Below are 22,674 nucleotides of genomic sequence, written 5' to 3'. Positions count from 1 at the left end.
GTTACCCCCTTAACCTGATCTTTTATTCAATACCATCGGCTTGCATTCTTGCGAGAACGTTGCGCCAGCGTGACAAGTGGCTCAACGAATCGCTACTTGGTGTGGTCGATGTGCCCGTCCACAACCCTTCGCTGTTAAAACTGAAAATCGGTACCAGATCCGGGCGGCGCGAGGCCGGGCGGATGGAAATGATGAGGTTGTCCAGAATCAGCGGCTCTGCATTCGGCGTGGGGTAGTAGCTCAAAATCATGTGCGCTTGCGAAATGCGGCTGTTGGGACCGCCTATCTTGGCCCGGACATAGGTCAAGCGCAGCTTTTCATTGGGAATGCCCAGCTCGCGCAAAAAGACGTATTTGGCAATGCTGTAATCCTCACAGTCGCCAGCCTCGCGGCCCAGGGATTCCAACGGCGTGGCCCAGTAATCGGATTGCCCCCAGATGTTGATGTCATCATCAAAGCGACGGATTTTGTCATTGACGAAGAGATTGATCTTCTCCAGCTTTTCCTGATCCGGGGCGTCTCGCAGGGTATTGAGCAGGGCCTCCAGCTCAATGATGGTGTTTTTGGCCCGGTCGCCATAACGCTGCTCGGCCAGTGTGCGCAGCTTGCTGAAATCCGTAGCCGCCTGTATGCCCGGAATCCATACCCCAAGCAACAAGCACATGATCGTGCAGAGCACCCACAGGCATTGACGACTTGCGCGAGATGTTAGCGAATGAGCGATGATGACTCTAGCCTACAAGGTTTGGCACGACAATTGCGTACGCTTCTTTATTGTAAATTCGGTGCGTGATTTAAATTTTAAATTCATGCACCCGGAAAAACCTCATATCTATAATAACTTATCGATGAAAGATAAGGTATTATTGAGGTCATAAAATATAACTAAATAACAAGCCGGGGTGAAGTGAATGAAAGCAATCTATAAAAGTATGATTGTTGCGGCTGCTATTGCCGCAGCAACTCCAGGGATGGCAGCACCAGCATCTACTCTGCAGGAAATCGTCGAAAGCGCCGTGACGAACAATCCGGAAGTGCAGAGCCGATACCACAACTACAAGGCCGCTGAGCAAGAGCAAAACGCAGCGCGCGGTGGTTTTCTTCCCAAGGTAGATTTGATCAGCAGTATCCGCACCCAGGAAAAAGTCTTTTCCAACACCAACAACACCAACATTCCTGACCGTCAGACCCAACTGGTACTGAAGCAGATGTTGTTCGATGGTTTTGCCACCAGCAATGAAGTCAGCCGCCTGGGCCATGCTGCCCGCGTGCGCTACTACGAGCTTCTGAGCGCCATGCAGAACACCGCGCTCGAGACCGTCAAGGCCTATAACGATGTATTGCGCTATCGCCAGCTGGTTTCCTACGCGGAAGACAACTACATCGTGCACAAACAGTTGTTCGACAAGATTGAAGAGCGCGTTGGCGCCGGTGTTGGTCGCCGCGTGGATCTGGAACAAGCCAACGGCCGTCTGGCGCTGGCAGAAGCCAATCTGCTGACCGAAACCACCAACCTGCACGATGTGACAGCCCGCTTCCAGCGTCTGGTCGGCGATTTGCCTGCCGATACCCTGTCCGATGTGGATTACTTCAAGGCAGGGGTGGAGCAAAGCCCCTCCGATGCATTGAAACTGGCGTATAACCAGAATCCGGATCTTCTGGCCTCGATTGAAAACATCATCGCCACCGAAGACGAAGTCAAAACCAAAAAGGCGCGCTACAGCCCAAGGCTGGACCTGCAAGGCAAAAAGAGCCTGGATGTCAGCTCCGACGGCCGCAACAGCACCGCCGCTGCCGACTATCTGGAATTGACGCTGACATTCAACCTGTTCAATGGCCTCACAGATAAATCGCTTATCAGCCAATCCGTTGAAAAGCTGAACACTTCGCAAGACCTGCGCGACAAGGCCTGTGTCGATACCCGTCAGCAACTGGTGATCGCCTACAACGATATCAGCCAGCTCAAAGGCCAGCTCGATTTCCGCGACCAGCATCAACTCTCGATTGAAAAAGCCCGCGAAGCTTATCGTCGTCAGTTCGATATTGGTCAACGTACACTGCTCGACTTGCTGGATACGGAAAACGAATACTTCCAGGCACGCCGCACCTACACCAACACCGAGCGCGATCTGTATAACGCCTACGCCCGCACTTATGCCAGCCAGGGCGAGCTGCTGAAAAAGCTGAATGTGACACGCGCCGACGTGCCTGAGCTGACCCCCACCGATTACAACACTTATGCCACCTGTCAGGCTGTGGCACCAGAAGTGGTTAAGATCGACAAGGTAGCCCTGCTTGCCAAGGCCCGTCCGCTTAACACTGAACCCCTGAAGCCAGCCGAAGTTAAATTCGGCGAAGCGGATCTTGTGAAGTCCACGGTGAATGACTGGGCATCTGCCTGGCAAGCCAAGGATTACAACCGCTACATCAGCTTTTACGCCGACAGCTTTGTTCCTGAAAAAGGCACCCGTGCCGCCTGGTTACAACAACGCAAGCAGCGCTTTGCCGCGCCTGGGGCGATTGTGGTGGAACTGAAAGACCTCAAGGTCAGCATGGATGGTACCCAGGCCCAAGCCTCGGTTTCTTTCATGCAACACTATGCCTCTGGCAAATACAGTGACGATACGATGAAGTATCTGACACTGGAAAAAACCAATAACCGTTGGTTGATTACCAAAGAAACCAGCAAGTAATTCAGAAGCAAACCCATGAAAACCCGACAACATTGTCGGGTTTTCAGCATCTGGCGGCTCACTTTCACCCCATTTTTTGCTTTGCATGCGCGTGAAGCCTGGCAACAACGGACTTGCCACACCCTCAAAGCGGGCGATATTGAGTGGCAATTCTGCAAGCATGAATGGTAGAATAGCGCCCTTCGCCGTCGGACCCCTGGTCCGCATCCCTAGCGTCTCGCTTCTGCCCGGATGGTGAAATTGGTAGACACAAGAGACTTAAAATCTCTCGCCAGTAATGGTGTGCCGGTTCGACCCCGGCTCCGGGCACCATAGATAATCCCTAAGCACTTGCTCCATGCAGAAACATATCCACCGCGCGCGCCACCATAAGCTGTATCTCTTCAAGCGTTACTGGGGCAGGATGCTGTTGGTAGAGTCGCACGTCCGTTTCAGCGGTAACCAGACCTAAAAACTGTTTTGCCAGGATGTTCGGGTCATTCTTGCGTAACTCCCCATTCGCCATGGCCTCGCCGAACAAATTGGCCAGACTGAGTATGCATTCATTCGGGCCTGCACTGAAGAACAGGTCACCCACAATAGAGCGTCCTGCTTCAGCGACCACCATGCGGTAGACCGCAAGGGCGTCTTCATCATTTGTCAGCACATACAGCATGCGTTCACCAAATTGCGTTAGCGCGTCTTTGATCGGTTGTTGATCGCTACGTTGAGTCAGCGCTGTGACGGCTTCGGACAGGTGGCTGGTGGATGATGCTTTGACCACAGCAACAAATAACTCCTCTTTGGATGGAAAGTAACCATAGAGCGTAGCTTTGGAGCCGCCGCAGCGTTGCGCGAGTTCGCTCATGGTGGCGCGCTCAAATCCCATCTCCCTGAAAAGCCCGGTGGCTTTTTCAATAATCAAATCACGTCTTGCTTCTGTGCGAATCCGCATACCTGACCCTTATAAGTGAACCATATTGTACATATAACTTGACACCAAGAATAATCTTGATAATACTAAACCGTACCGTACAGTTTTAATTTAAGTTTATTCTTCTAGGAAAACACACATGAAAAAACATCAAATATATCCCTCTGCAATCGTCCTGATGGTTTGTATGGGAGTTACTGGTTGCGCAAGCTCGACGCCTAAAAACTATCGCGATCTGTCATCTTCATCACGCCTACAACCCAATCCTGAGGATACGTCGGGCAAGGTGCCTTATATCTACAAAACCCAGGTGGCATGGAAAGATTTTTCCAGCGTGATTATTGAGCCGGTGGAGGTATACCACGGGACAGATCATCAATTTGGGGATATGTCTCAGCAGGACAAGAAGGCTCTCGCGGCTTACATGCAGGATGAGTTCACTGATGTCTTGCGCCGCCGCTTCAGTCTGACTGACAACCCAAAACCCTGGACGCTGCGAGTCAAACTTACCTTGACCGGGGCAGAAACCAATACCCCGGTAGTCAGCACCGTTCTCCGCTTTGATCTGGTAGGCGGGCCCTACAACATCGTTCAGGGGCTGCGCGGCAAGGAGGGTATGGTGATGGGTTCGGTAAGCTACTCGGTGGAAGTCTACGAGGCGCTGACCAATCGCTTATTAAAGGCCTATGTCACCAAGGAATACCCGAATGCGATGAATATTAAAGCGACTCTGGGCTCCCTGGCGGCTTCCAAGGCAGGAATAGACAAAGGTGCTGAGGATCTGCTCAGCGAGTTGAATTAGGTCGGGGCTAAACCCACGACGCGTAAATGAATCAATGCCTGGAAAGGACTGCAAATGAAAACGATCATATTGACGGCGACATTAGCCATTTGCGTAATGTTGAATGGCTGCCTTTCGCTCAGCTATGACCGCAATACGCCCAGTCATGGGTATGCACATGGGGAACGATATAGGGATGGCGGCGACAGGCCATATGACCGCGATGGCGACGGTGTACCTAATGGTTATGACCGTGCGCCGGATAACCCTTATCGCCGATAACGCTCCTGATATGCGTGAATATGCTGCGCCAGATAGCCTGTCATAGTGTTCACATGACAGGCTGGATGTGCACCCATTTTCGATGCATGGGATGCAGGCACGGATAGTCATGGAGTAAGACGGGGCGATTTTTGTAAGATACGGGCTTGAACAAGGTCAGCCCATGAACAAGCCCCAACCATCCCAGCATCCCTTGCATTACGACTTCACGCCCAGTTATGTTTATCGCTGGTGGACTGCTGGAGTAACACAATGACCGCTGAGAGCATGCCGCGTGGCCTTATTTTCTGGTTTAGACGTGATCTGCGTCTGCATGATCAGGTTGCGCTGACCTGGGCCGCGCGTCAGGCGGCTGATATTGGCGGCTGGCTGCTGCCTGTGTTCGTGCATGATCCTGCCGAAAGTGGCCTGACGCCCTGGGGCTTTGCCAGGATGGCGCCGCACCGGCGAGCCTGGCTGAGGAGTGCGGTGGATGCGCTGGCCGCGCAATTGCGCGCGCTTGGCAGTGATCTGGTGCCATTACACGGGGATAGCGTGGATACACTGGTCCGGTTGGTGCGCGCCCTCGGCAACCCGTTGCTGGTGTGCGAGGAGATTGCGGCGCCTGAGGAGCAGGCGGTGGTCGCTGCATTGCTGGCGGCGGGGGTGAATGTGCAGACCATCTGGCAATCGAGTCTGGTGGCGGCGGAGAATTTGCCGTTTGATCCTCAGGCGGTGCCAGATACCTTTACGACATTTCGCCATGCGCTAGAGCGCGCGCATGTTCAGGCGGCGCGGCCGTTGCCGTCCATCAAGCAGCTGCCGCCGTTGCCATCGCATGCCTTGCTGAATGCGATACCCAGCGAAGTTGCGAGCGACGGCGCTGATCATGCGATGGCAGGCGAGCCATGGCCGTATGACGCTCGGTCTGCTTTCCCGCTAGGCTCTTCGGGGTTCGATGGCAGTGAGCAGGCGGCCCTGCAGCATCTGCAGCAGTATTGCCAACGGCGGTTGCCGCATAGCTACAAGTCCACTCGCAATGGGCTCATCGGGGTCGATTATTCCAGCAAATGGTCGCCGTGGCTGGCGACAGGTGCCTTGTCGGCACGGCAGGCCTGGGCGGCGATTCAGGCATTTGAGGCGGAGCATGGAGCCAATGAAAGCACCTATTGGCTGTGGTTTGAATTGCTGTGGCGCGATCATTTTCGCTGGCTGCATTTCAAACATGGCAAAAAGCTGTATCGCGCCCGTGGTCTGGGTGAGGCACCTGCGCCAACGCATGATCCGGACAGCTTTGCCAGGTGGTGCCGTGGCGAAACCGGGCAGCCGTTTATTGATGCCGGTATGCGCGAGCTGGCGGCGACCGGGTATCTTTCCAATCGCATGCGGCAGAATGTCGCGAGTTATCTGATCCATGACCTGGGTTGCGATTGGCGTGCCGGCGCGGCCTGGTTTGAATCGCAGCTGCTGGATTACGATGTCTACAGCAATCAGGGCAACTGGCTCTACCTGAGTGGGCGCGGCACCGATCCGCGGCAGGGCAGGCGCTTTAACCCGGACAAGCAGGCGCAGGATTACGATGCGGATGGCAGCTACCGCGCATTATGGGCGAGGGCAACATGAGCTCTGTTGCATCTACCTTGCCGGGGCAGGCCAATTCAAACGTGACCTTGCGCTTGATTCTGGGCGACCAGCTCAATCCACAGCATTCCTGGTTTGCCCATGTCAGCCCCGATGTGGTCTACGTCATGATGGAAATCCGCCAGGAGACCGACTATGTGCTGCATCATGCGCAAAAGATGCTGGCGATATTCGCCGCCATGCGCCATTTTGCCCAGCAACTCAAACGCGCTGGGCATCGCGTGCGCTATATCGCCATCGATGACGCTTCCAACCGCCAACAGCTCACGGCCAATCTGGAGGCGCTGATCGCCCATTACCAGGCAAGTACAATGCAGTATCAGGCGCCGGATGAATGGCGGCTGGACCACTTGCTCGCGGCGTGGGGTGCGTCCTGCCCGGTGCCCGTGACCATAGTGGATAGCGAGCATTTCTACACCACGCGCCAAACTGTCGCCGCGCAATTCAAAGGCCGCAAGCAATGGCTGATGGAGCATTTTTACCGCAGTCAGCGCCGCCAGCATGGGGTGTTGATGACAGCCGACGATCAGCCCGAGGGCGGCCAGTGGAATTTTGATCACGACAATCGCAAGTCTCTGCCTGCCACCCAGCCATTGCCGGCCGATATGCGTCCGCAACATAATCATCAGGCCCTGTGGCAAACCATCGTCGCCAGTGGCGCTGCGCATTTTGGCGATGCACAGGCCGAGGCTTTGCGCTGGCCGCTCTCCCGCGAAGAAGCCCTGACCCAGCTCGAAGTGTTTATCAGGCAGGGCTTGCCTTTGTTTGGGGATTATCAGGATGCCTTATCCACACGTGGCTGGCGCCTGTTTCACTCCCTGCTGTCGTTCGCGCTCAATGTGAAAATGCTCAACCCGCGTGAGGTAGTCGCCGCCGCAGAAGCCGCCTGGCGCCAGGGCAAGGTGCCGCTTCCCGCTGCCGAAGGCTTTATCCGGCAGATACTGGGCTGGCGTGAATATGTGCGGGGCGTGTATTGGGCGCAAATGCCCGGGTACACCGAGGCCAACGCCCTTGGGCACAGCAGGCCGCTGCCAGAATGGTTCTGGACCGGAAAGACCCGCATGGCATGTGTGGCAAGCGCCATAACGCAATCATTGCAGCATGCCTATGCCCACCATATCCAGCGGCTCATGGTCATCGGCAACTTTGCTTTGCTGGCAGGGCTTGACCCGCAAGCCCTGCATCGCTGGTACCTGGGCATTTACATTGATGCCTTTGAGTGGGTGGAAGCACCCAACACCCTGGGCATGAGCCAGTTTGCCGATGGCGGCCTGCTTGCCACCAAGCCCTATGTATCCAGCGCGGCGTATATTGACCGCATGGGCGACCATTGCAAGGGTTGCCACTACAGCAAGTCCGTCAAGACGGGCGAGCGCGCCTGCCCATTCAATGCGCTTTACTGGGATTTTTTTGCGCGACACGAGACCCGTTTGCGCGGCAATCATCGCCTGAGCATGGTGTATCGCAATTGGGACCAGATGTCCGCCGAGACCCAGCAGGCCTTGCGCCAGCAGGCGGAACAGTCACTTGCACAAATCGAGTCCCTGTAAAGCATTCGCTGCCTGTTTCCTATACCATGCGGGCTTGAATTCACGGCTTGCCCACATACTCAAATGACGACCATCATGGGCAACGCAAAGGCGTAAGGATCATCAGTGAGCGAAGAAAACCCGACATCGCATTGGCATCTCTATTTGCTGGAGTGCAAAGGCGGCAGCTATTACGCCGGCATCACCAACAATCTTGAGGCACGCTACAAAGCGCATGTCGAGGGCAAGGGCGCGCGCTATACCCGGGCAAACCCGCCGCTGAGAATGCTGGCCAGCAAGCCCTACGCCGACCGGTCAGCGGCCTCCATCGCCGAGGCCAGGCTCAAAAAGCTGGCAAAGGCAGAAAAGCTGGCTTTCTTTGCCGATTAGAAGTGCGCTTCATCAGCCATCGCCTGCCTGGCACCCAACACAATCTCCTACATGCTTTTCAGAACCCGCTGGCTCGCTAGACGTGCCCACCGCTTGCACAATGAAGTCGTTACCTTACGTAACGCTAACATTCATCCCAAATAAGGAGATTATGATGGCTACACAACAAGGAAGCACTCGTGGTGGTACCTCTCAGCAACACGCTCAGGCTGGTTCGCAAAGTCACAAGAATCAGCAGCAGGGCGGGGCGCAAAGCGGCGCCAACAAGCAACAGGAGCAGTCTGGCAGCCCTGACAAGAGCCAGCAAGGCAGCACCCGCGGCGGCTCGCATGAGCAGCATGTGAAAGCGGGCAGCCAAAGCCACAAGAAGAGCTAATGCCTGAAACCCAGGCCCCATAAGGCGATAGCCCTGTGGGTTTTGCCCGGGTTTTTTGGCAAGCTGTTTCGATGGCTTGTTGAAGACGCAAAAAAAGCACATGAAGATGTGCTTTTTTTGTGGGTGACACTTGCGGGTGGTGTGCCCGCAAGTAGGAAGCGAGGAGGGACTAACGACGGCGGCGCGAGGCAACAAAGCCCATCATGCCCAGACCTGCCAGCATCATGGCATAGGTTTCGGCTTCAGGAACGGCGCTGACAGTGGTGATGGTGAGGTTGTCATACAGCTTGCCTGCACCTAGCACGATGCCGTAAACACCTGAAACTGCACCACCGGTGATGATGGCGCCGGGGTTGGCAAACTGGTCGAAAGACAGGGTAGAGATGGTTTTGCCAGCCGCATCCAGGAACAGGATGGAGGAATTGAAGCCACCAAAGTTGCTGTTATCCAGTTGCACCGAGAACGATGACAGGTTTTGTGCACTGCTGAAGCTGATCAGCACCTGGTCGAACATGGCGTCCAGCGCATTGGAGACCGATGGAGCTGCACCGTGGCCGTATTCCTCCGGGTTGCGTACGCGGATATCGCTATCCGAATAGGCTTCCCAGTGTGTATAGCCAGGGATGTTCTGGCCGTTAGGGTCCAGAATTTCAAAGCCATCCGCATCCAGATCGGCGGTGACAAAGCCGCTCAGGAATTGCACATTGCTGTACGGATTTACCGCAGCATTGTTGGCCGAGGTGCCACTGGCGGCGTTGTCAAAATTGAAGTTGTAACCGGCGTAGGCGTTGGCGGCAAAGCTTGCCAAACCCAGCACGGCGGCGTTCATTATCAGTTTTACGGAATTCATGGTATCTCGCTTTCGTCATCAAACCGGGCGCCACGGCATGAGCCGCAGCGCCGGTGTTGTGGGCTTTCTTTACTTCACGCCGCCGATGGCAGCCTGACCAAACTTGAAGAACACATCGGTGTTATCCATCACGCCAGTGAACAGGGCAGCGCCACGACCGAAGGCGGACAATGGAATGTCAGTCGCGGTGTGCACAGCCTGGTCGCCGGATACCTGACCAGTCACGAGGTAACCGGTGCTGGCATTACGCACGCTTGGGTTGGCTGGGTAGGTGTTCAGCGGTGCGGTGCCAACGAATGGCTGCTGGCTGTCCTGCGTAGGTTGCGCATTGGCAATCCAGGCTTCGTAGCGGTCAGCATTGGCGCCGTAACCGATCAGCATCTTGTTGTCGATGTCGGTGGTTGCAGGGTAGCCATCAGCCGCGATGGTGTACTTGGGAAATTTCGCATCCTGATAAGTACCCACCACTTCGTTACGCATGCTGGCCACGGTGTTGGCCTTGCCTTGCAATTCGGCATTGGTCACCTTGGATGCACCCAGGATGGAAGCACCACCGGTTTCGTGGTCGGCCGTCACAATCACCAGCGTGTCCGGGTTGGCAGTGGCGAAATTCTTGGCGACTTGCACAGCACGGTCAAACTCGATGACTTCTTCAATCCAGCGATCGCTATCCATCAAGTGCGCCTGCTTGTCGATGGAAGCGCCTTCCACTGTCAACACGAAACCCTTGGGATTCTTGGCAAGTACCTTGATGGCCTTGTCGGTCATCTCTTCCAGCATGGGCTGGTCAGGGAAGCCGTAGTCATTCACCACACTGGATACACCACGACGGCCGTTGATCTTGTCAAACGCCACGTTCATGTTGGAGTAGGCAAACAGGCCCAGCAGCTTGTCTGGCACGCCTGCGCTCTGCAGGGCAGATTTGTCAGAAACATAGGTGTAACCGGCAGCGCTGAAGTCGCTGATCAAATCACGTTCCGGATCCTTGGCACCGACGGCAGCACCCCAGCCGCTGACGATGTCGCTAGTCAGCACGTAATCATTGGCAGCGCGGCGTTGCGAACCATTGGCTGGTTGCGGGCTGACGCTGTTGGATGCATTAGGCAGGAACCACTTGCGGCCGCCACCCATCAGCACAGTCAGGCCGGTCAGCTTGCGGTCATCCAGGTATTGGTCGGCAATGCCGGTACCGTTGCCGCGGTTGGAGGTGTGTACGGCGTTAGCGGCAGGTGTGGCATCAAATACATCGGCAGTGGTGACGATACCCAGCGATTTGCCCTGCGTGCGGTGCAGGTATTCCGAGAGGTATTCCATGCGTGGGTTGTCGAAAGCATCGGCAGTGTCATCTGGCCATACGCCTTCCTGACCGGAAGCCTGCTTGTTGCCGTTCACATAGTTGGCCATGCCAGGTGCGGAGTCAGTGACGATGGTATCCAGTGAGGATGTCATCACCATGCCGGTGTAGGGGAAGGTATCCATGGCGAGATGACCCTTGGCCTTGCCCTGGGCATAACCCTTGGCCATGATGCGGGCGGCAGTGCGGTGCGCGGCACCCATGCCATCACCCAGCAGGATGATGATGTTCTTGGCTGGACGGCCCTGGTTGGTAATGCCAACCACTTCAAAGCTGCCGGTGGCGGTGACGGTCTGGCCATCACTTTGTGTGGCTTTCACGGTCAGGGTGTGAACGCCGGGAACCGTGTTGGAGTAAGCACGCTTGGAAACCACGGCGGTATTGGCAGGCAGGCCAGCATTCAGGCCAGTGGTGACGATGCCAGAAGTGCTGGCAGTCACAGGCACAGTCACGCCATCCACGGCAAACTGGAAGCCGGTGATGGTGGCGCCAGCATCTGGACGGATGGTCGCTTGCAAGTCAAAACGCTGACCTGGCAGAAAGCGGGCAATCATGGGGGCGCTTGGGTCATTCACGCCGGTGGCGAAACGTTCGCTCGGTGGTGTCAGGCGTGTAACGGTAGGGGCGGCAACACTGACGCTGGCAGCAACGCCCAGCGTCGCTGCCACAACAGCGCGTACACAGTTAAGTGCAAAACGAGGTGACTTCATTTGAAAAAGCTCCTAATTAATCAATACAAAGGGTTGGCTATCATCAAAAACAGAAAATGACAGGTACAGCGATTACAGGTGACGCAAAAACAGGGGCTACTTGAAATCGGAAGGCGACTGCAGGGCTGCCGTGGTATCGGGTCGCAGCAGCTGGGCGCTTTGCACGGCATCCAGTTGCAGGCGCACATAGGAAATGCGGCCATCGGCCTCATGCCATTCCCCCACACTCAGCACGCCGCTGAGGTTGATGAGTCCGGGCACGTAACCATTGATCTGACGGGCATCATGCAAATGCACAAACACCGAGGTGGCGGGCATGTCGTCGGCAAAGCTTTCATCCTCATGACCCATCAGCACTGGCAATGGCGAGAGAATGAAAACACCAGGCGTGGCCTCGTCCTGCTTGGCCATATAGCCCAGCAGGCGCACCTGTTTGCCATTCAGGCTTAACAGTTTGGCCGATGGCTCCAGACCGCGCGGGCCCACAGGTAGCTTGTAGATTTCGCTGAACTTGAGCTCGGTAACGCCTGCGGGCAGAGCGGGCAGCGGGCCATTGACCTGCAGGGCAGAACTCATGGGCGGTTGGGCGTGCTCGTGCCCGGCTTCGTGGGCAAAGGCTGGCTGTATCAGTTGCGGGAGGGCCAGTTGAGCCAATAAAAGACTGGTGATGATGGCGCGGGAGTAGTGCATTGTTATCTTCCTCTTTGTCGGGACTGCAGCAAGTGCGTGAGCTATCAGCAAGTGCGTGCACTATAGGCAGCAAAAATTTCAGATTGATGAACGTTAAAAGATGTTAATGCGGCGAAATGATGAAACCCGCGCCAGACATGCAAGTGCCGTTGTCACAAAAGTATGCCGTGTCTTGAAAATGCAACATTACTGTAAAAAACAGCGCCTATGATCTGGCCTGTGAATACATCCTCTCTTGCTCCTTATCTCCCGCGTGCGGCCCCCATTCAGAATTCTGGCAGGCAGCGCGCCCGTCATTCCGGCTTTACCTTGCTGGAATTGCTGGTTGTCATGGTCATCATCGGTCTGCTCGCGGGTTATGTCGGCCCCAAGTATTTTGCACAGATCGGTAAATCTGAAATCAAGGCCACCCGTGCCCAGCTCGATTCCCTGGAAAAAGCGCTGGATCAATACCGGCTGGATACCGGGCATTACCCTTCAACTGAACAAGGGCTGGCGGCACTGACTGCCAAGCCGGACAACGACGCCCGCTGGGATGGCCCTTATCTTAAAAAAACTGTGCCTGATGATCCCTGGGGCCATGCCTATCAATACAAATCGCCCGGTGAGCACGGCGAGTATGACCTCTACTCGCTGGGCAAGGACGGCCAGCCAGGCGGTACCAACGAGATGGCTGACATCGTCAGCTGGTAGACATGCTTTACAAACTCAGCGTACTGCGCGACAAACAATACCGCTCATTGCGTCTGGAGGCGGCCAATGAAAAGGCGGCAGCACTGGCCGCCAAGGCCCAGGGCTATACCGTTTTTTCTGTGGCGAGCGCCGAGCGCAACACCACACTGTCCTGGCTGCGCGGCGAGCGTTTCCCCCTCATGCTGTTCAGTCAGGAGCTGCTGGCCCTGCTTGAAGCCGGGCTTAACCTGATGGAAGCCATGGAAGCGCTCTCCGAGAAAGAGCAGCGCCCCCAGGTGCGCGATACGCTGCGGGCGACCCTGCGTCTGTTGAATGAAGGCCAGCCCTTGTCGCAAGCCATGGAGGCAAGCCCGGAGGCATTTCCTCCCTTGTATGTGGCGGCCCTGCGTGCCAGCGAAAAAACCGGCGGCATGCCGGAAGCCTTGCAGCGCTATATCGCCTATCAATCGCAGGTGGAAGAAGTCAAAAAGAAGGTGATCTCGGCGTCGATTTACCCGGTCATGCTGATCATTGTCGGCGGCCTGGTGGTGATGTTTTTGATGGGCTTTGTGGTGCCCCGGTTTGCGCATATCTATGAAGACATGAATGGCGACATGCCCTTCATGTCGCAACTTTTGCTGGCGCTGGGCGGCTTTATCGAGACGCATGGCATGCAGCTTTTGCTGGCAGGGGTGGGGCTGGTGGTGGCAGGCGGCTATTTGCTGAGTCTGCGCAGTGTAAGGGCAGCGATGATGCAATGGCTGTGGCGCCTGCCGACCATAGGCGAACGCATGCGCATTTACCAGTTATCGCGCTTTTATCGTTCGCTAGGCATGTTGCTGATTGCCGGTATTCCCATTCTGAGTGCGCTGGGCATGGTATCGGGCTTGCTGGCACCAGCCTTGCGCGAGCGCATGCTGCTGGCCAGCGAGCAGATACGCCAGGGGCAGGCGATCTCGACCGCCATGGAAGCAAACGAACTGTCGACGCCGGTGGCTTTGCGCATGCTGCGGGTGGGCGAGCGCAGCGGCATGATGGGCGAAATGATGGGCCGCATTGCCGCTTTCTATGATGAAGAAACCGCACGCTGGGTCGACTGGTTCACCAAGCTGTTCGAGCCTTTGCTCATGCTGGTCATCGGCTTTGTCATCGGCTTTGTGGTGCTGATGTTGTATATGCCGATTTTTGATCTGGCAGGCAGCATCCAATGAGCCTGATCAGCGCACAAACCCTGGGAACAGCCCGGCAGTTGGCGGCGCAGTCGAGCCGCCGCCTGATGGAAGTGCTGCAAGACCAGAGCGCCATGGCACCAGAGGCATTTGTCGCCGAGCTGTCACACGCATTGCATTACCCGGTGCTGGATAACCGCACCATGCACACGCTCATCACCGATTTTGAGGTCATGCCATTTGCCGAGGCTTATCGCCGCGAATGCATTCCCCTGCGGCGTGAAGATGGTCAGCTGCTGATTGCGATTGCCGACCCGTTTGCCAGCGATATTCAGGCCTGGCTGCTCGACACCGTGCACGAGCCGTTCACGCTCTATCTCGCGCATTATGCCGATGTCAGTGCCTTTCTCTCGCGCCATGAAGAAACCCTGAATGCCATGGATCGGGTGCTGGGCGGCGACATGGCGCCCGATGCCCATCCTGTACATGCAGATGGAGTAGAGCATCTTTCCTTAAGCCGCATTTCGGAAGACAGCAGCCCGGTGATCCGCCTGGTGAATTCCACGCTGTATGACGCCATGAAGATAGGTGCCAGCGATATACACCTCGAAACCACGCTGACTGGCCTTGCCCTCAAATACCGCATTGATGGTGTGCTGGATGCCGTGGGCCAGATACAGGGCGTGGACATGGCCGAGCAGATCGTGTCGCGCATCAAGGTCATGGCCGAGCTCGATATTGCCGAGCGCCGCATCCCGCAGGATGGCCGTTTCAAGGTGCATATCCAGCAGCGCGAGGTCGATCTGCGCGTATCCATCATGCCCAGCGTCTATGGCGAAGATGCGGTGTTGCGTATCCTGGATCGCAAGTCGCTCACCGAGCAATCCCGCGGACTCACGCTGGAAAATGTCGGCCTTGATGCCCTGACTCGCCAGCAGTTTCGCGTCCTGGCCCGCGAGCCCTACGGCATGGTGCTGGTCACCGGCCCCACTGGCAGCGGCAAGACCACCACGCTGTATGCGGCCATCTCCGAAGTGAATACCGGCCGCGACAAGATCATCACCATCGAAGACCCGGTGGAGTACAACCTGCCCGGCGTGCTGCAGATTCCGGTCAATGAGAAAAAAGGCCTGACCTTTGCCCGCGGCCTGCGCTCCATCTTGCGGCACGATCCAGACAAGATCATGGTCGGCGAAATCCGCGATTCGGAAACCGCGCAGATTGCCGTGCAGTCCGCCTTAACCGGCCATCTGGTATTCACCACCGTGCACGCCAACAACGTGTTTGATGTCATCGGCCGCTTTATCAATATGGACGTTGATACCTACAGTTTTGTCTCCGCGCTCAATGGCATTCTGGCGCAGCGGCTGGTGCGCCTCAATTGCACGCATTGCCTGGTGGATGACCAGCCGGATGCCGAGCTGCTGCAGGCTTCCATGATCAGCGAGACCGAGGCCGCCAGCATGCAGTTTCGCAAGGGCCAGGGTTGCGGCCATTGCCGTGGTAGCGGTTACAAGGGCCGCATGGCGGTGGCGGAGCTGTTGATTCTGGATGATGAAATCCGCGAGATGATCGTCTCGCGCCAGCCCATACGCCAGCTCAAGGACACCGCACGCCGCAAGGGCCTGCGCCTATTGCGCCAGGCCGCCGTTGAAGCCGTGGCCGAGGGCAAAACCACACTGGAAGAAATCAATCGTGTTACCTTCATCACGGCCTAGTTACTGCCTCAGCCTGTTGCCGGACAGGGTAACGCTGTCGCAACCGCAGCGCGCCTGGCGCTTTGCCGGCTGGAAACGCAAATGGACGGATGCGGCGACGCCATTCCCTGGCACTGAAGTGATTGTTGGCACTCATGCCGTGCAAGAGATGGCAATGGCAGATGAGCCAGGGCCGCATTCGGCTCAGCATTCGACGCATCAGCCCTGGCAGCGCGCGCTGCAGGCATGTTCACCGCTGCTGGCGGAGCTGGCTGCCGGGAGCAAGCTCACGGTGGTGGTCAGCAATCAATGGCTGCGCTACAAGCTGCTCCCCGCCATGCCGCCCATGCAGTCGCAGGCTGCCAGTCTGGCGGTGGCCCGGGCCTTGTTCATGGAAACGTATGGCGAAGCCGCAGCCACTTGGCATATCGCGCTGGAGCCGCTGCCGCAGGGCGGGTACCAGTTTGCCTGCGCTCTGGATCAATCACTACTGGAGGCGATCACCGCCATGGCAGCGCAAGCTGGCTGCCAGCTGGTGTCGGTGCAGCCGTCAATGATGCATCTCTACAATCGGCTCTGCCGCCATCTGAGCCCCGACCTGTGCGGACTGGTGCAGGTAGAGGCGGGCCGTATCCATCTGGCGCTGATGCGGGATGGTGGCTGGCTGGCGCTCAGTGCATGTGCCAGCCATGCGCAGGATTGGCCACAGCAGCTGCTAGCCCTGTTGGAGCGCGAGATGGTGTTGCTGGGCGATGCGCCCCTGGTGCCAGGCAAGCTCTATGTAAATGTCGCGTTGGCGGCAGCCCATTCCGCTGCGTGGCCAGCCTTGCAAACGAGCCTGGCAGAGATGGGCTGGCAGGCTGTGCCGGTGTTCAGCCATGAGCGGTCCATCAGCAAGCTGGCATCGCCTGCTACGGCATGGGTAGGTGGCTAGCATGCGTGCATTGCGGGTGGATTTCATTGCCGATAACCAGCCAAGGGGCTGGGGACGCCTGCTGGCCGCGGCGGGCATACTGCTGGCGCTGATTGGCTGGCAGGGTTATGCGGCGATCCAGCATCAGATAGAAACCGTGCAGTCGGCGCTGGCCGAGGCCAGCAAACAGGCCGGGCTGGCGCCGTCTCGTCAGCCGCGCCAGGCATCTTCGCCTGCCACCCAGCACGCCATGCAGCAGGCACGCAGCCTGGCCGATTTTCTGCAGATTCCATGGGGCGATCTGTTTGCCGGGCTGGAGGCAGCCAGCAGTCCTGACTTTGCGCTACTCGGCATAGAGCCGGATGCGCGCAAACGCCAACTCAAGCTCACCGCCGAAGCGGACAGTCGCGATGCGGTGTTCGATTACATGCAACGCCTGGAAGCCACGCCGCAATTCAGCCATGTCATTCTGCTCAAGCATGAAAAGCAGCAGGAGCAAGCCGAGCAGCCCTGGCGCGTGGTGCTGATCGCGACCTGGCATGACATGCCCATTTCAATACCACTTGAAACCTCGCAGGTGGCGCCATGACGCAGTTGCTGCGCACGATAGACACCTTGCGGTTCTGGCTGGGAACAGCCGGGCAGGTGGGGCTGCTGCTGATGGTATTGCTCATGCTGTTTGGTCTGTTGGTAATGCTGCCCGCACAGCAAAAGCTGCAAACCCTGCGCGAGCAACTGGAGTGGATGCAGGCGCAACCCAAAGCCCATGCCAGGCCAGCGCCCGTATTGGCCGAAACCCAGCAACTGCAGCAGTTCTATGCGCAGTTCCCACCGCAGGATAGCCTGTCTGAACTGCTGCGTGCGCTGCATCAGCTCGCGCAGGAAAGTGGTATGGACCTGGTGATGGGGGATTACAAGTTATCGCATCAGCGCGATAACGCGGCCTTGCAGCGCTACGAGATCACTTTGCCGGTCAAGGCGCGCTATGGGGCGCTGCGCGCCTTCATTGCCCAGGCGGCGCTGCGCTTTCCCACGCTGGGCCTGAGCGATATCAGCATCAAGCGCGATGGCATTCAGGACGACGAAGCCGAGGTGAAACTGAGCTATGTGTGGCTGTTGCGAGGCGAGGGCACATGAAGCGGTTGCAACCGAGACAATGGGCCCTGGCTGGCGCTCTTGCCTTGACCCTGCTCGCCATCTATCTGGTGGATGCGGAGGATGAGGTAGAAGAGATGACGGTGCCGCACACCGCTGCATCCCGCCCCCGGCTAACGCCAGCCCCGCCATCGCGACTGGCGTCAAATCTTATCGAAAGCCAGGCCTCGGGCCTGCCCGATCTGGCGCTTAGCCGAGCCCGGCAGGCGCACGCCATGCCGCAGGCGGGTCAGGATTTATGGCAGGCACATGCCTGGCATGTCGCCCCACAGGCGAGCCATGAGAACACAGCCACGCTGGCCGAGGTCGTGAAGCCCGTGGCGCCTGCCTTGCCCTATCAGTACATGGGGCAGATGGATGATGCGCCCGGCGGCAATCTGGTGTTTCTGACCGCCGGTAACCGCGTACTCAGCGTCAGCCCAGGTCAGACCATAGAGCAAGTATGGCGGCTGGATAGTGTGGACCAGCGCGCCTTGTACCTGACCTATCTGCCCCTGAACAGCACCGTGGTGCTTAGCAAGACAGCCAAACCGGTGGTGGCACTTGCTCCATCGCCTGACGATCAACCGACCGACCGCTAGCCACGCGATCCTATCCATGAAACCCACAATGAAACCTGTTCGCCTTTCAACGTTCTGCAGCCTGTTAACGCTGACCATGCTCAATGCCTGCGCCTTTGCACCCTGGCCCAAGTCCGAGGTTAAGGGCGATACCCCCGAAACGCGGGTACACAGCGCAGAGGAAAACCTGCAGGCCAAGCCCGAGGCCGCCGTGCCACGCAAGGATATATTGATTACGCAGGAGCAGGCGGTGCAGGAATTGCTGACCGAAGCGGAAAAGCAGCGGAGCGCTGGCCATTTTGTTGAAGCCAACGCCCTGTATGACCGCGTGATTGCGCTTGCCCCCAACAATGTGCGGGCGATTGCCGGCAAGGCCAGCATCACCCGCGAATATGCCCACAGCAAACGGCTGGATCAGGCACGCGCCATGCTGGACAACCAGAATAGCGAGGGCGCCTGGTCGATATTGCGCAATATCCTGATGGAAAACCCGGATAACAAGGAAGCGCAGCAGTTGCAGGCCAGCATACGCGCCAGCCGCGATGTGGCGCAGACGGAGCCGCCACGCCTCAAGCCGCCATTCCAGAAACCGGTGAGCCTGGAGTTTCGCGATGCCAATATCAAGATGGTATTCGAGGCGCTGTCGCGCGCCACCGGCATCAACTTCATTCTGGACAAGGATATTCGCGCCGATGCCAAGGCCACGGTGTATATCCGCAAGGCCTCGATTGAAGATGCCATTGAGATGGTGCTGGCGACCAATGGCCTGCAGAAGAAAGCGCTCACCGAGACCAGCGCACTGATTTTCCCCAATACGCCGCAGAAGGTAAAAGACTACAAGGAGCTGATGATACGCAGCTTTTACCTGACCAATGCCTCGGCAAAACAGGTGGCCTCCACCCTGAAAACCGTGCTCAAGACCAAGGATGTGGTGGTGGACGAGCGGCTTAACATGATCGTCATGCGTGATACGCCGGAGGTGATTCATATCGCCGAGAAACTGGTGGCGGCGAATGACCTGGCTGATCCAGAAGTCATGCTGGAAATCGAGGTGCTGGAAATCAGCCGCAGCCGCCTGCAGGAACTGGGCATTGCCTACCCCAACCAGATTTCGGTGAATAGCCGCATTCCCGTGACCACCTCCACGGCGGGGTCAGGTATTGCGGTCACGTCTACCGTGGCGACTGATTCGCCACTGACGCTGGAAGGCTTGCTCAATCTGAATTCCAGCCGCTTTGATGTCTCGCCCAACCCGGCGGTCAACTTCCGCAAAACCACGGGTGACGTCAATCTTATTTCCAACCCGCGCATACGCGTGCGCAACAATGAGAAGGCCAAGATTCTGGTGGGCGACAAGGTGCCGATTATCACCACGACCTCCACCGCCAATGTCGGTATTTCGGAGAACGTGACCTATATCGATGTCGGCCTCAAGCTGGATGTGGAGCCGCGCATCACGCTGGATGATTTCGTCAATATCAAGATCGGCCTGGAGGTGAGCTCGCTGGGCGACCGCACCACTACGCGCAATGGCGCCACGGTGTATACCATAGGCACGCGCAATGCCAGCACGCTGTTGCGGCTGAAGGATGGCGAGATGCAGATACTGGCCGGGCTGATACAGGATGAAGAGCGCAAAAACGCCAGCAAGCTGCCTGCGCTGGGCGATATTCCCATCCTCGGGCGGCTGTTTTCCAATCAGGAAGATCGCAAGAACAAGACCGAAATCGTGCTGGCGATTACGCCACGCATTCTGGGCAACATCCGGCGGCCCGACGCGGAAATTTCCGAATACTGGTCAGGCACCGAGAATGGCATTTCGGACAAGCCACAGCTGGCAGCGCCTGCTGGCGGTGGCAGCCCGGCTGCCAGTGGACCGGCGGTGGAGTCTACTTCTGAAGCCGTGGCAGCAGATGCCACTGGTGTCTCATCTGAAGATGCTGCCATTGCCCAGCCTGCTCCTGCAGCAGCCAATGCCAGCCAGACGGCGCCCACGGCGCCCGTCAACGCTGTCTCAGCGCCTGCTGCACAACCGGCAGTGGAAGGTGTGGACCTGTCGCGATGAAGTCCCGCGCTGGATTCACGCTGATCGAGATGGTGGTCACGGTGGTGATCGTGTCTATCCTCGCCGCGGCGGCGATGCCGGTGTTGCAGCTCACGCTTAAGCGCAACAAGGAGGCGGAGTTGCGCACCTGCCTGCGGCAGATTCGCGAGGCGCTGGATGCCTACAAACTGGCCTATGACGAAGGTAAGGTCAAGCGCGGGCTGGACCAGTCCGGCTATCCGCCCAGTCTGGATGTGCTGGAGCGCGGCGTGCAGGACCAGACGCGGCCAGACAGGAAAATCATCCGCTTCATCCGCAAGATTCCACGCGACCCTCTCAATCATGATCTGACACTGGCCCCGGCAGACACCTGGGGCAAGCGTAGCTACCAGAGTGAGGCCGATGCGCCCAGCGAAGGCGTGGATGTTTACGATGTGTATTCCAAAAGCCCGCAGCAGGCGATTAATGGAAGCTGGTACCGTGACTGGTAGCAACGGCGCGAGCCGCAAGCGCTTCAAGGGCTTTACCCTGATCGAACTGATGGTGGTGATGACTATCGTCGCCTTGCTGATTGCGGTGGCGGTGCCACGCTATTTTCATAGTGTGGACAAGGCCCGTGAATCCACACTAAGGCATGATCTCAATGTGATGCGCGAAGCCATCGACAAGTTTTACGGGGACCATGAGCGCTATCCGGCCTCGCTGGAGGAACTGGTGAGCCTGCATTATCTGCGCGCCGTGCCACCAGACCCCATCACCGGTTCACGCGAGACCTGGGTGCTGATCGCGCCGGAAGTGAATGTGAATGGTGTGGAGGCGGGCAGTGCGGGGGCGGTGTATGACATCCGTAGCGGGGCGCCGGGCAATGGACGCGATGGAACGGCCTATGCCGAATGGTAGGGCAGCTACGGCCAGCGAATATCGCCGCGGCGAACAGCGCGGATTCAGCTATATCGGGCTGTTGCTGATGATCGCCATTGCCGGTGTTGGCCTTGCTGCGGTGGGCATGCGCTGGCATCACCAGCTGCGTACCGAAAAGGAAAAGCAGCTCTTGTTTGTGGGGCATCAGTACCGGGCGGCGATTGCCAGTTATCAGGCGGCGAATCCCTCGGGTGTCAATATCTACCCGGCCAGTCTGGATGACTTGTTGCTGGACAAACGCTACCCCAACATCAAGCGGCACCTGCGCAAGCGATACGATGACCCGATCACCGGTAGCGCAGAGTGGGGCCTGATCAGGCAGCGCGGACGCATAATCGGCATTTACAGTCTTTCGACGGAAAAGCCCATCAAACAGGCGGGCTTTGCCTCGGATGACCGCGGGTTTAAAGGCGCGAGCCGCTATAGCCAGTGGGTGTTCGGGCAGGAACTGCTGGAGCCGGAGGAGGCCGCCACGCCAGGTGCGGGCGCCACGCGACGCTAAAGCTAGGGCATGCTGGAAATGCGCTGCAACTGGCGATAATGCTGCAGCACGTGGGGCACATAGCGCTGGGTTTCCGCATACGGCGGCACCTGGTAGCCATGCCGTATTACGGCCTGCGGCCCGGCATTGTAGGCGGCGAGCATAAGCGAGATATCGCCATGAAACTGTTGTTTGAGCGATTGCAGATATTGGGCCGCGGCCAGCAGATTTTGCCTGGCATCCAGCGGATCCCGCACGCCATAGCGTCTGGCGGTGGCGGGCATCAGCTGCATCAAGCCGGCGGCACCACGGGGCGACAGTGCCTGCCGATTGCCCCCGGATTCCACATGCATGATGGCGTGCAATAAGGCGGGCTCGATCGCAGTCAGTTTGGCCGCCTGCTGCACGCTGGCGGCATAGGGCAAGCTGGCCTTTGAAAGCGGGGAAGGGCGGCTGGCATGCGATGCTGGATGCCGCGATGCATCTTCGCTGACCAGCACTTCATAACTGGACGCGTTTTCGGGCGGCTGTAAATTGCTGAGCACGATCTCGTCGGCATCATTTTTCACCATGTAGATATCGGCCTCAGCCCGCCATGGCGCCATCAGCAAAAGCAAAAAGATGAGGGTGAGTGAATGCGGCATGCGGCCAGCATATCCACCGGATATGAACAGCGCATGACAGCACAGCGAGCGATCACAATGAATATGGCTGCCGCCACTGGACCATTCTTGTCACCGCTCATTGTTGAGCTGGCGCTTGGCCCCTATGATGAATCAGCTTTCTCACAAAAGCGGCGGCCGGCAGACTGTTTGTTGCTGGCCGCAATCTCGTTTGCTCCCCCAAATCTTCCCGTTTCGTGTGCCCGGCTTGT

24 protein-coding genes and 1 tRNA gene are annotated in these 22,674 nt (G+C 57.6%); 19 read left to right on the top strand and 6 right to left on the bottom strand.

The features are described 5' to 3' along the window. Window positions 1–22: 22 nt before the first annotated feature. A complete protein-coding gene (locus ACWWD9_RS09085; RefSeq protein ID WP_013441849.1) occupies window positions 23–664 on the bottom strand; it encodes a transglutaminase-like cysteine peptidase in 642 nt (213 codons plus the stop codon). 307 nt (window positions 665–971) lie between these two features. Between ACWWD9_RS09085 and ACWWD9_RS09080 the strand changes: the two genes are divergently transcribed. Together ACWWD9_RS09080 and ACWWD9_RS09075 are read left to right on the top strand one after the other, a co-directional pair. Further along, on the top strand, window positions 972–2,693 hold the full coding sequence (locus ACWWD9_RS09080; RefSeq protein WP_455866853.1) for a TolC family outer membrane protein: 1,722 nt from the start codon (window positions 972–974) through the stop codon (window positions 2,691–2,693). A 225-nt stretch (window positions 2,694–2,918) separates the two neighbouring features. Continuing rightward, window positions 2,919–3,005: transfer RNA gene (locus ACWWD9_RS09075), tRNA-Leu, on the top strand. Window positions 3,006–3,015: 10 nt separating this feature from the next. Here ACWWD9_RS09075 and ACWWD9_RS09070 read toward each other — a convergent pair. Next, a complete protein-coding gene (locus ACWWD9_RS09070; RefSeq protein WP_455866852.1) occupies window positions 3,016–3,627 on the bottom strand; it encodes a TetR/AcrR family transcriptional regulator in 612 nt (203 codons plus the stop codon). Between the two features lie 118 nt (window positions 3,628–3,745). Between ACWWD9_RS09070 and ACWWD9_RS09065 the strand changes: the two genes are divergently transcribed. From ACWWD9_RS09065 to ACWWD9_RS09040, 6 genes are all read left to right on the top strand, one after another. Next, window positions 3,746–4,408: a DUF3313 domain-containing protein gene (locus tag ACWWD9_RS09065; protein ID WP_455866851.1), complete on the top strand. Its 663-nt coding sequence runs from the start codon at window positions 3,746–3,748 to the stop codon at window positions 4,406–4,408. 54 nt (window positions 4,409–4,462) lie between these two features. Then, window positions 4,463–4,669: a hypothetical protein gene (locus ACWWD9_RS09060; protein WP_455866850.1), complete on the top strand. Its 207-nt coding sequence runs from the start codon at window positions 4,463–4,465 to the stop codon at window positions 4,667–4,669. A gap of 252 nt (window positions 4,670–4,921) precedes the next feature. Beyond that, window positions 4,922–6,271, top strand: coding sequence for a DASH family cryptochrome (locus ACWWD9_RS09055; RefSeq protein WP_455866849.1), 1,350 nt, complete (start codon window positions 4,922–4,924; stop codon window positions 6,269–6,271). After that, entirely contained in the window at window positions 6,268–7,839 is a 1,572-nt protein-coding gene (locus ACWWD9_RS09050) for a cryptochrome/photolyase family protein (RefSeq protein ID WP_455866848.1), read from the top strand. The genes ACWWD9_RS09055 and ACWWD9_RS09050 overlap by 4 nt, the downstream gene beginning before the upstream one ends. Window positions 7,840–7,944: 105 nt before the next feature. Then, window positions 7,945–8,208: a GIY-YIG nuclease family protein gene (locus tag ACWWD9_RS09045; protein WP_455866847.1), complete on the top strand. Its 264-nt coding sequence runs from the start codon at window positions 7,945–7,947 to the stop codon at window positions 8,206–8,208. 154 nt (window positions 8,209–8,362) lie between these two features. Next, window positions 8,363–8,584 carry a hypothetical protein gene (locus ACWWD9_RS09040; RefSeq protein ID WP_013441854.1) on the top strand — a complete coding sequence of 74 codons (222 nt, stop codon included), beginning with the start codon at window positions 8,363–8,365 and terminating at the stop codon, window positions 8,582–8,584. 169 nt (window positions 8,585–8,753) lie between these two features. Here the strand turns inward: ACWWD9_RS09040 and ACWWD9_RS09035 are convergent, their stop codons facing one another. The 3 genes from ACWWD9_RS09035 to ACWWD9_RS09025 all read right to left on the bottom strand — a co-directional run bounded on the left by ACWWD9_RS09035 (window position 8,754) and on the right by ACWWD9_RS09025 (window position 12,188). Further along, a complete protein-coding gene (locus tag ACWWD9_RS09035) occupies window positions 8,754–9,434 on the bottom strand; it encodes an FxDxF family PEP-CTERM protein (RefSeq protein WP_015829790.1) in 681 nt (226 codons plus the stop codon). Between the two features lie 69 nt (window positions 9,435–9,503). Next, a complete protein-coding gene (locus ACWWD9_RS09030) occupies window positions 9,504–11,498 on the bottom strand; it encodes an alkaline phosphatase (RefSeq protein ID WP_015829791.1) in 1,995 nt (664 codons plus the stop codon). A 96-nt stretch (window positions 11,499–11,594) separates the two neighbouring features. Continuing rightward, window positions 11,595–12,188, bottom strand: coding sequence for a hypothetical protein (locus tag ACWWD9_RS09025; RefSeq protein WP_455866846.1), 594 nt, complete (start codon window positions 12,186–12,188; stop codon window positions 11,595–11,597). A 207-nt stretch (window positions 12,189–12,395) separates the two neighbouring features. Here ACWWD9_RS09025 and gspG point away from each other — a divergent pair, with 207 nt between their 5' ends. From gspG to ACWWD9_RS08970, 11 genes are read left to right on the top strand one after another with little or no spacing between them, the layout of a single operon-like run. Beyond that, window positions 12,396–12,881 carry a type II secretion system major pseudopilin GspG gene (gspG, locus tag ACWWD9_RS09020; RefSeq protein ID WP_159355914.1) on the top strand — a complete coding sequence of 162 codons (486 nt, stop codon included), beginning with the start codon at window positions 12,396–12,398 and terminating at the stop codon, window positions 12,879–12,881. Window positions 12,882–12,883: 2 nt separating this feature from the next. Beyond that, window positions 12,884–14,071, top strand: coding sequence for a type II secretion system F family protein (locus tag ACWWD9_RS09015; RefSeq protein ID WP_455866845.1), 1,188 nt, complete (start codon window positions 12,884–12,886; stop codon window positions 14,069–14,071). Beyond that, entirely contained in the window at window positions 14,068–15,747 is a 1,680-nt protein-coding gene (locus ACWWD9_RS09010) for a GspE/PulE family protein (protein WP_455866844.1), read from the top strand. Before ACWWD9_RS09015 ends, ACWWD9_RS09010 begins: the two co-directional genes overlap by 4 nt. After that, a complete protein-coding gene (locus tag ACWWD9_RS09005) occupies window positions 15,725–16,660 on the top strand; it encodes a hypothetical protein (RefSeq protein WP_455866843.1) in 936 nt (311 codons plus the stop codon). Before ACWWD9_RS09010 ends, ACWWD9_RS09005 begins: the two co-directional genes overlap by 23 nt. A 1-nt stretch (window position 16,661) precedes the next feature. Continuing rightward, window positions 16,662–17,228, top strand: coding sequence for a PilN domain-containing protein (locus tag ACWWD9_RS09000; protein ID WP_455866842.1), 567 nt, complete (start codon window positions 16,662–16,664; stop codon window positions 17,226–17,228). After that, window positions 17,225–17,776 (top strand): hypothetical protein, encoded by a 552-nt coding sequence (locus ACWWD9_RS08995; protein ID WP_455866841.1) that lies wholly within the window; start codon window positions 17,225–17,227, stop codon window positions 17,774–17,776. The genes ACWWD9_RS09000 and ACWWD9_RS08995 overlap by 4 nt, the downstream gene beginning before the upstream one ends. Then, complete coding sequence (locus tag ACWWD9_RS08990) at window positions 17,773–18,375, top strand: hypothetical protein (protein ID WP_455866840.1); 603 nt, start codon at window positions 17,773–17,775, stop codon at window positions 18,373–18,375. Before ACWWD9_RS08995 ends, ACWWD9_RS08990 begins: the two co-directional genes overlap by 4 nt. Window positions 18,376–18,403: 28 nt before the next feature. Beyond that, the gene (locus tag ACWWD9_RS08985; RefSeq protein ID WP_455866839.1) at window positions 18,404–20,419 is read left to right on the top strand and encodes a secretin N-terminal domain-containing protein; all 2,016 of its coding nucleotides are present in this window, start codon (window positions 18,404–18,406) and stop codon (window positions 20,417–20,419) included. Next, window positions 20,416–20,889 carry a type II secretion system protein gene (locus tag ACWWD9_RS08980; protein ID WP_455866838.1) on the top strand — a complete coding sequence of 158 codons (474 nt, stop codon included), beginning with the start codon at window positions 20,416–20,418 and terminating at the stop codon, window positions 20,887–20,889. Before ACWWD9_RS08985 ends, ACWWD9_RS08980 begins: the two co-directional genes overlap by 4 nt. Further along, window positions 20,864–21,298 carry a type II secretion system protein gene (locus ACWWD9_RS08975; RefSeq protein ID WP_455866837.1) on the top strand — a complete coding sequence of 145 codons (435 nt, stop codon included), beginning with the start codon at window positions 20,864–20,866 and terminating at the stop codon, window positions 21,296–21,298. Before ACWWD9_RS08980 ends, ACWWD9_RS08975 begins: the two co-directional genes overlap by 26 nt. Then, window positions 21,285–21,821, top strand: a complete 537-nt coding sequence (locus ACWWD9_RS08970) for a type II secretion system protein (protein ID WP_455866836.1) — start codon at window positions 21,285–21,287, stop codon at window positions 21,819–21,821. Before ACWWD9_RS08975 ends, ACWWD9_RS08970 begins: the two co-directional genes overlap by 14 nt. 2 nt (window positions 21,822–21,823) lie before the next feature. Here the strand turns inward: ACWWD9_RS08970 and ACWWD9_RS08965 are convergent, their stop codons facing one another. Continuing rightward, entirely contained in the window at window positions 21,824–22,444 is a 621-nt protein-coding gene (locus ACWWD9_RS08965) for a lytic transglycosylase domain-containing protein (protein ID WP_455866835.1), read from the bottom strand. Window positions 22,445–22,674: the final 230 nt, after the last annotated feature.

This window comes from Methylovorus sp. SPW-M1 (assembly GCF_053848825.1).
The sequence above is the reverse complement of the archived record's forward strand: the minus strand, read 5'-3'. Positions and strand labels throughout refer to the sequence as shown.

Excerpts from the sequence above, each read along its gene's own strand:
- ACWWD9_RS09085 (WP_013441849.1), bottom strand. The coding sequence starts at position 664 with ATGTGCTTGTTGCTTGGGGTATGGATTCCGGGCATACAGGCGGCTACG.
- ACWWD9_RS09080 (WP_455866853.1), top strand. The coding sequence starts at position 972 with ATGGCAGCACCAGCATCTACTCTGCAGGAAATCGTCGAAAGCGCCGTG.
- ACWWD9_RS09070 (WP_455866852.1), bottom strand. The coding sequence starts at position 3,627 with ATGCGGATTCGCACAGAAGCAAGACGTGATTTGATTATTGAAAAAGCC.
- ACWWD9_RS09065 (WP_455866851.1), top strand. The coding sequence starts at position 3,746 with ATGAAAAAACATCAAATATATCCCTCTGCAATCGTCCTGATGGTTTGT.
- ACWWD9_RS09060 (WP_455866850.1), top strand. The coding sequence starts at position 4,463 with ATGAAAACGATCATATTGACGGCGACATTAGCCATTTGCGTAATGTTG.
- ACWWD9_RS09055 (WP_455866849.1), top strand. The coding sequence starts at position 4,922 with ATGACCGCTGAGAGCATGCCGCGTGGCCTTATTTTCTGGTTTAGACGT.
- ACWWD9_RS09050 (WP_455866848.1), top strand. The coding sequence starts at position 6,268 with ATGAGCTCTGTTGCATCTACCTTGCCGGGGCAGGCCAATTCAAACGTG.
- ACWWD9_RS09040 (WP_013441854.1), top strand. The coding sequence starts at position 8,363 with ATGGCTACACAACAAGGAAGCACTCGTGGTGGTACCTCTCAGCAACAC.
- ACWWD9_RS09035 (WP_015829790.1), bottom strand. The coding sequence starts at position 9,434 with ATGAATTCCGTAAAACTGATAATGAACGCCGCCGTGCTGGGTTTGGCA.
- ACWWD9_RS09030 (WP_015829791.1), bottom strand. The coding sequence starts at position 11,498 with ATGAAGTCACCTCGTTTTGCACTTAACTGTGTACGCGCTGTTGTGGCA.
- ACWWD9_RS09025 (WP_455866846.1), bottom strand. The coding sequence starts at position 12,188 with ATGCACTACTCCCGCGCCATCATCACCAGTCTTTTATTGGCTCAACTG.
- gspG (WP_159355914.1), top strand. The coding sequence starts at position 12,396 with ATGATCTGGCCTGTGAATACATCCTCTCTTGCTCCTTATCTCCCGCGT.
- ACWWD9_RS09015 (WP_455866845.1), top strand. The coding sequence starts at position 12,884 with ATGCTTTACAAACTCAGCGTACTGCGCGACAAACAATACCGCTCATTG.
- ACWWD9_RS09010 (WP_455866844.1), top strand. The coding sequence starts at position 14,068 with ATGAGCCTGATCAGCGCACAAACCCTGGGAACAGCCCGGCAGTTGGCG.
- ACWWD9_RS09000 (WP_455866842.1), top strand. The coding sequence starts at position 16,662 with ATGCGTGCATTGCGGGTGGATTTCATTGCCGATAACCAGCCAAGGGGC.
- ACWWD9_RS08995 (WP_455866841.1), top strand. The coding sequence starts at position 17,225 with ATGACGCAGTTGCTGCGCACGATAGACACCTTGCGGTTCTGGCTGGGA.
- ACWWD9_RS08990 (WP_455866840.1), top strand. The coding sequence starts at position 17,773 with ATGAAGCGGTTGCAACCGAGACAATGGGCCCTGGCTGGCGCTCTTGCC.
- ACWWD9_RS08985 (WP_455866839.1), top strand. The coding sequence starts at position 18,404 with ATGAAACCTGTTCGCCTTTCAACGTTCTGCAGCCTGTTAACGCTGACC.
- ACWWD9_RS08980 (WP_455866838.1), top strand. The coding sequence starts at position 20,416 with ATGAAGTCCCGCGCTGGATTCACGCTGATCGAGATGGTGGTCACGGTG.
- ACWWD9_RS08975 (WP_455866837.1), top strand. The coding sequence starts at position 20,864 with ATGGAAGCTGGTACCGTGACTGGTAGCAACGGCGCGAGCCGCAAGCGC.
- ACWWD9_RS08970 (WP_455866836.1), top strand. The coding sequence starts at position 21,285 with ATGCCGAATGGTAGGGCAGCTACGGCCAGCGAATATCGCCGCGGCGAA.
- ACWWD9_RS08965 (WP_455866835.1), bottom strand. The coding sequence starts at position 22,444 with ATGCCGCATTCACTCACCCTCATCTTTTTGCTTTTGCTGATGGCGCCA.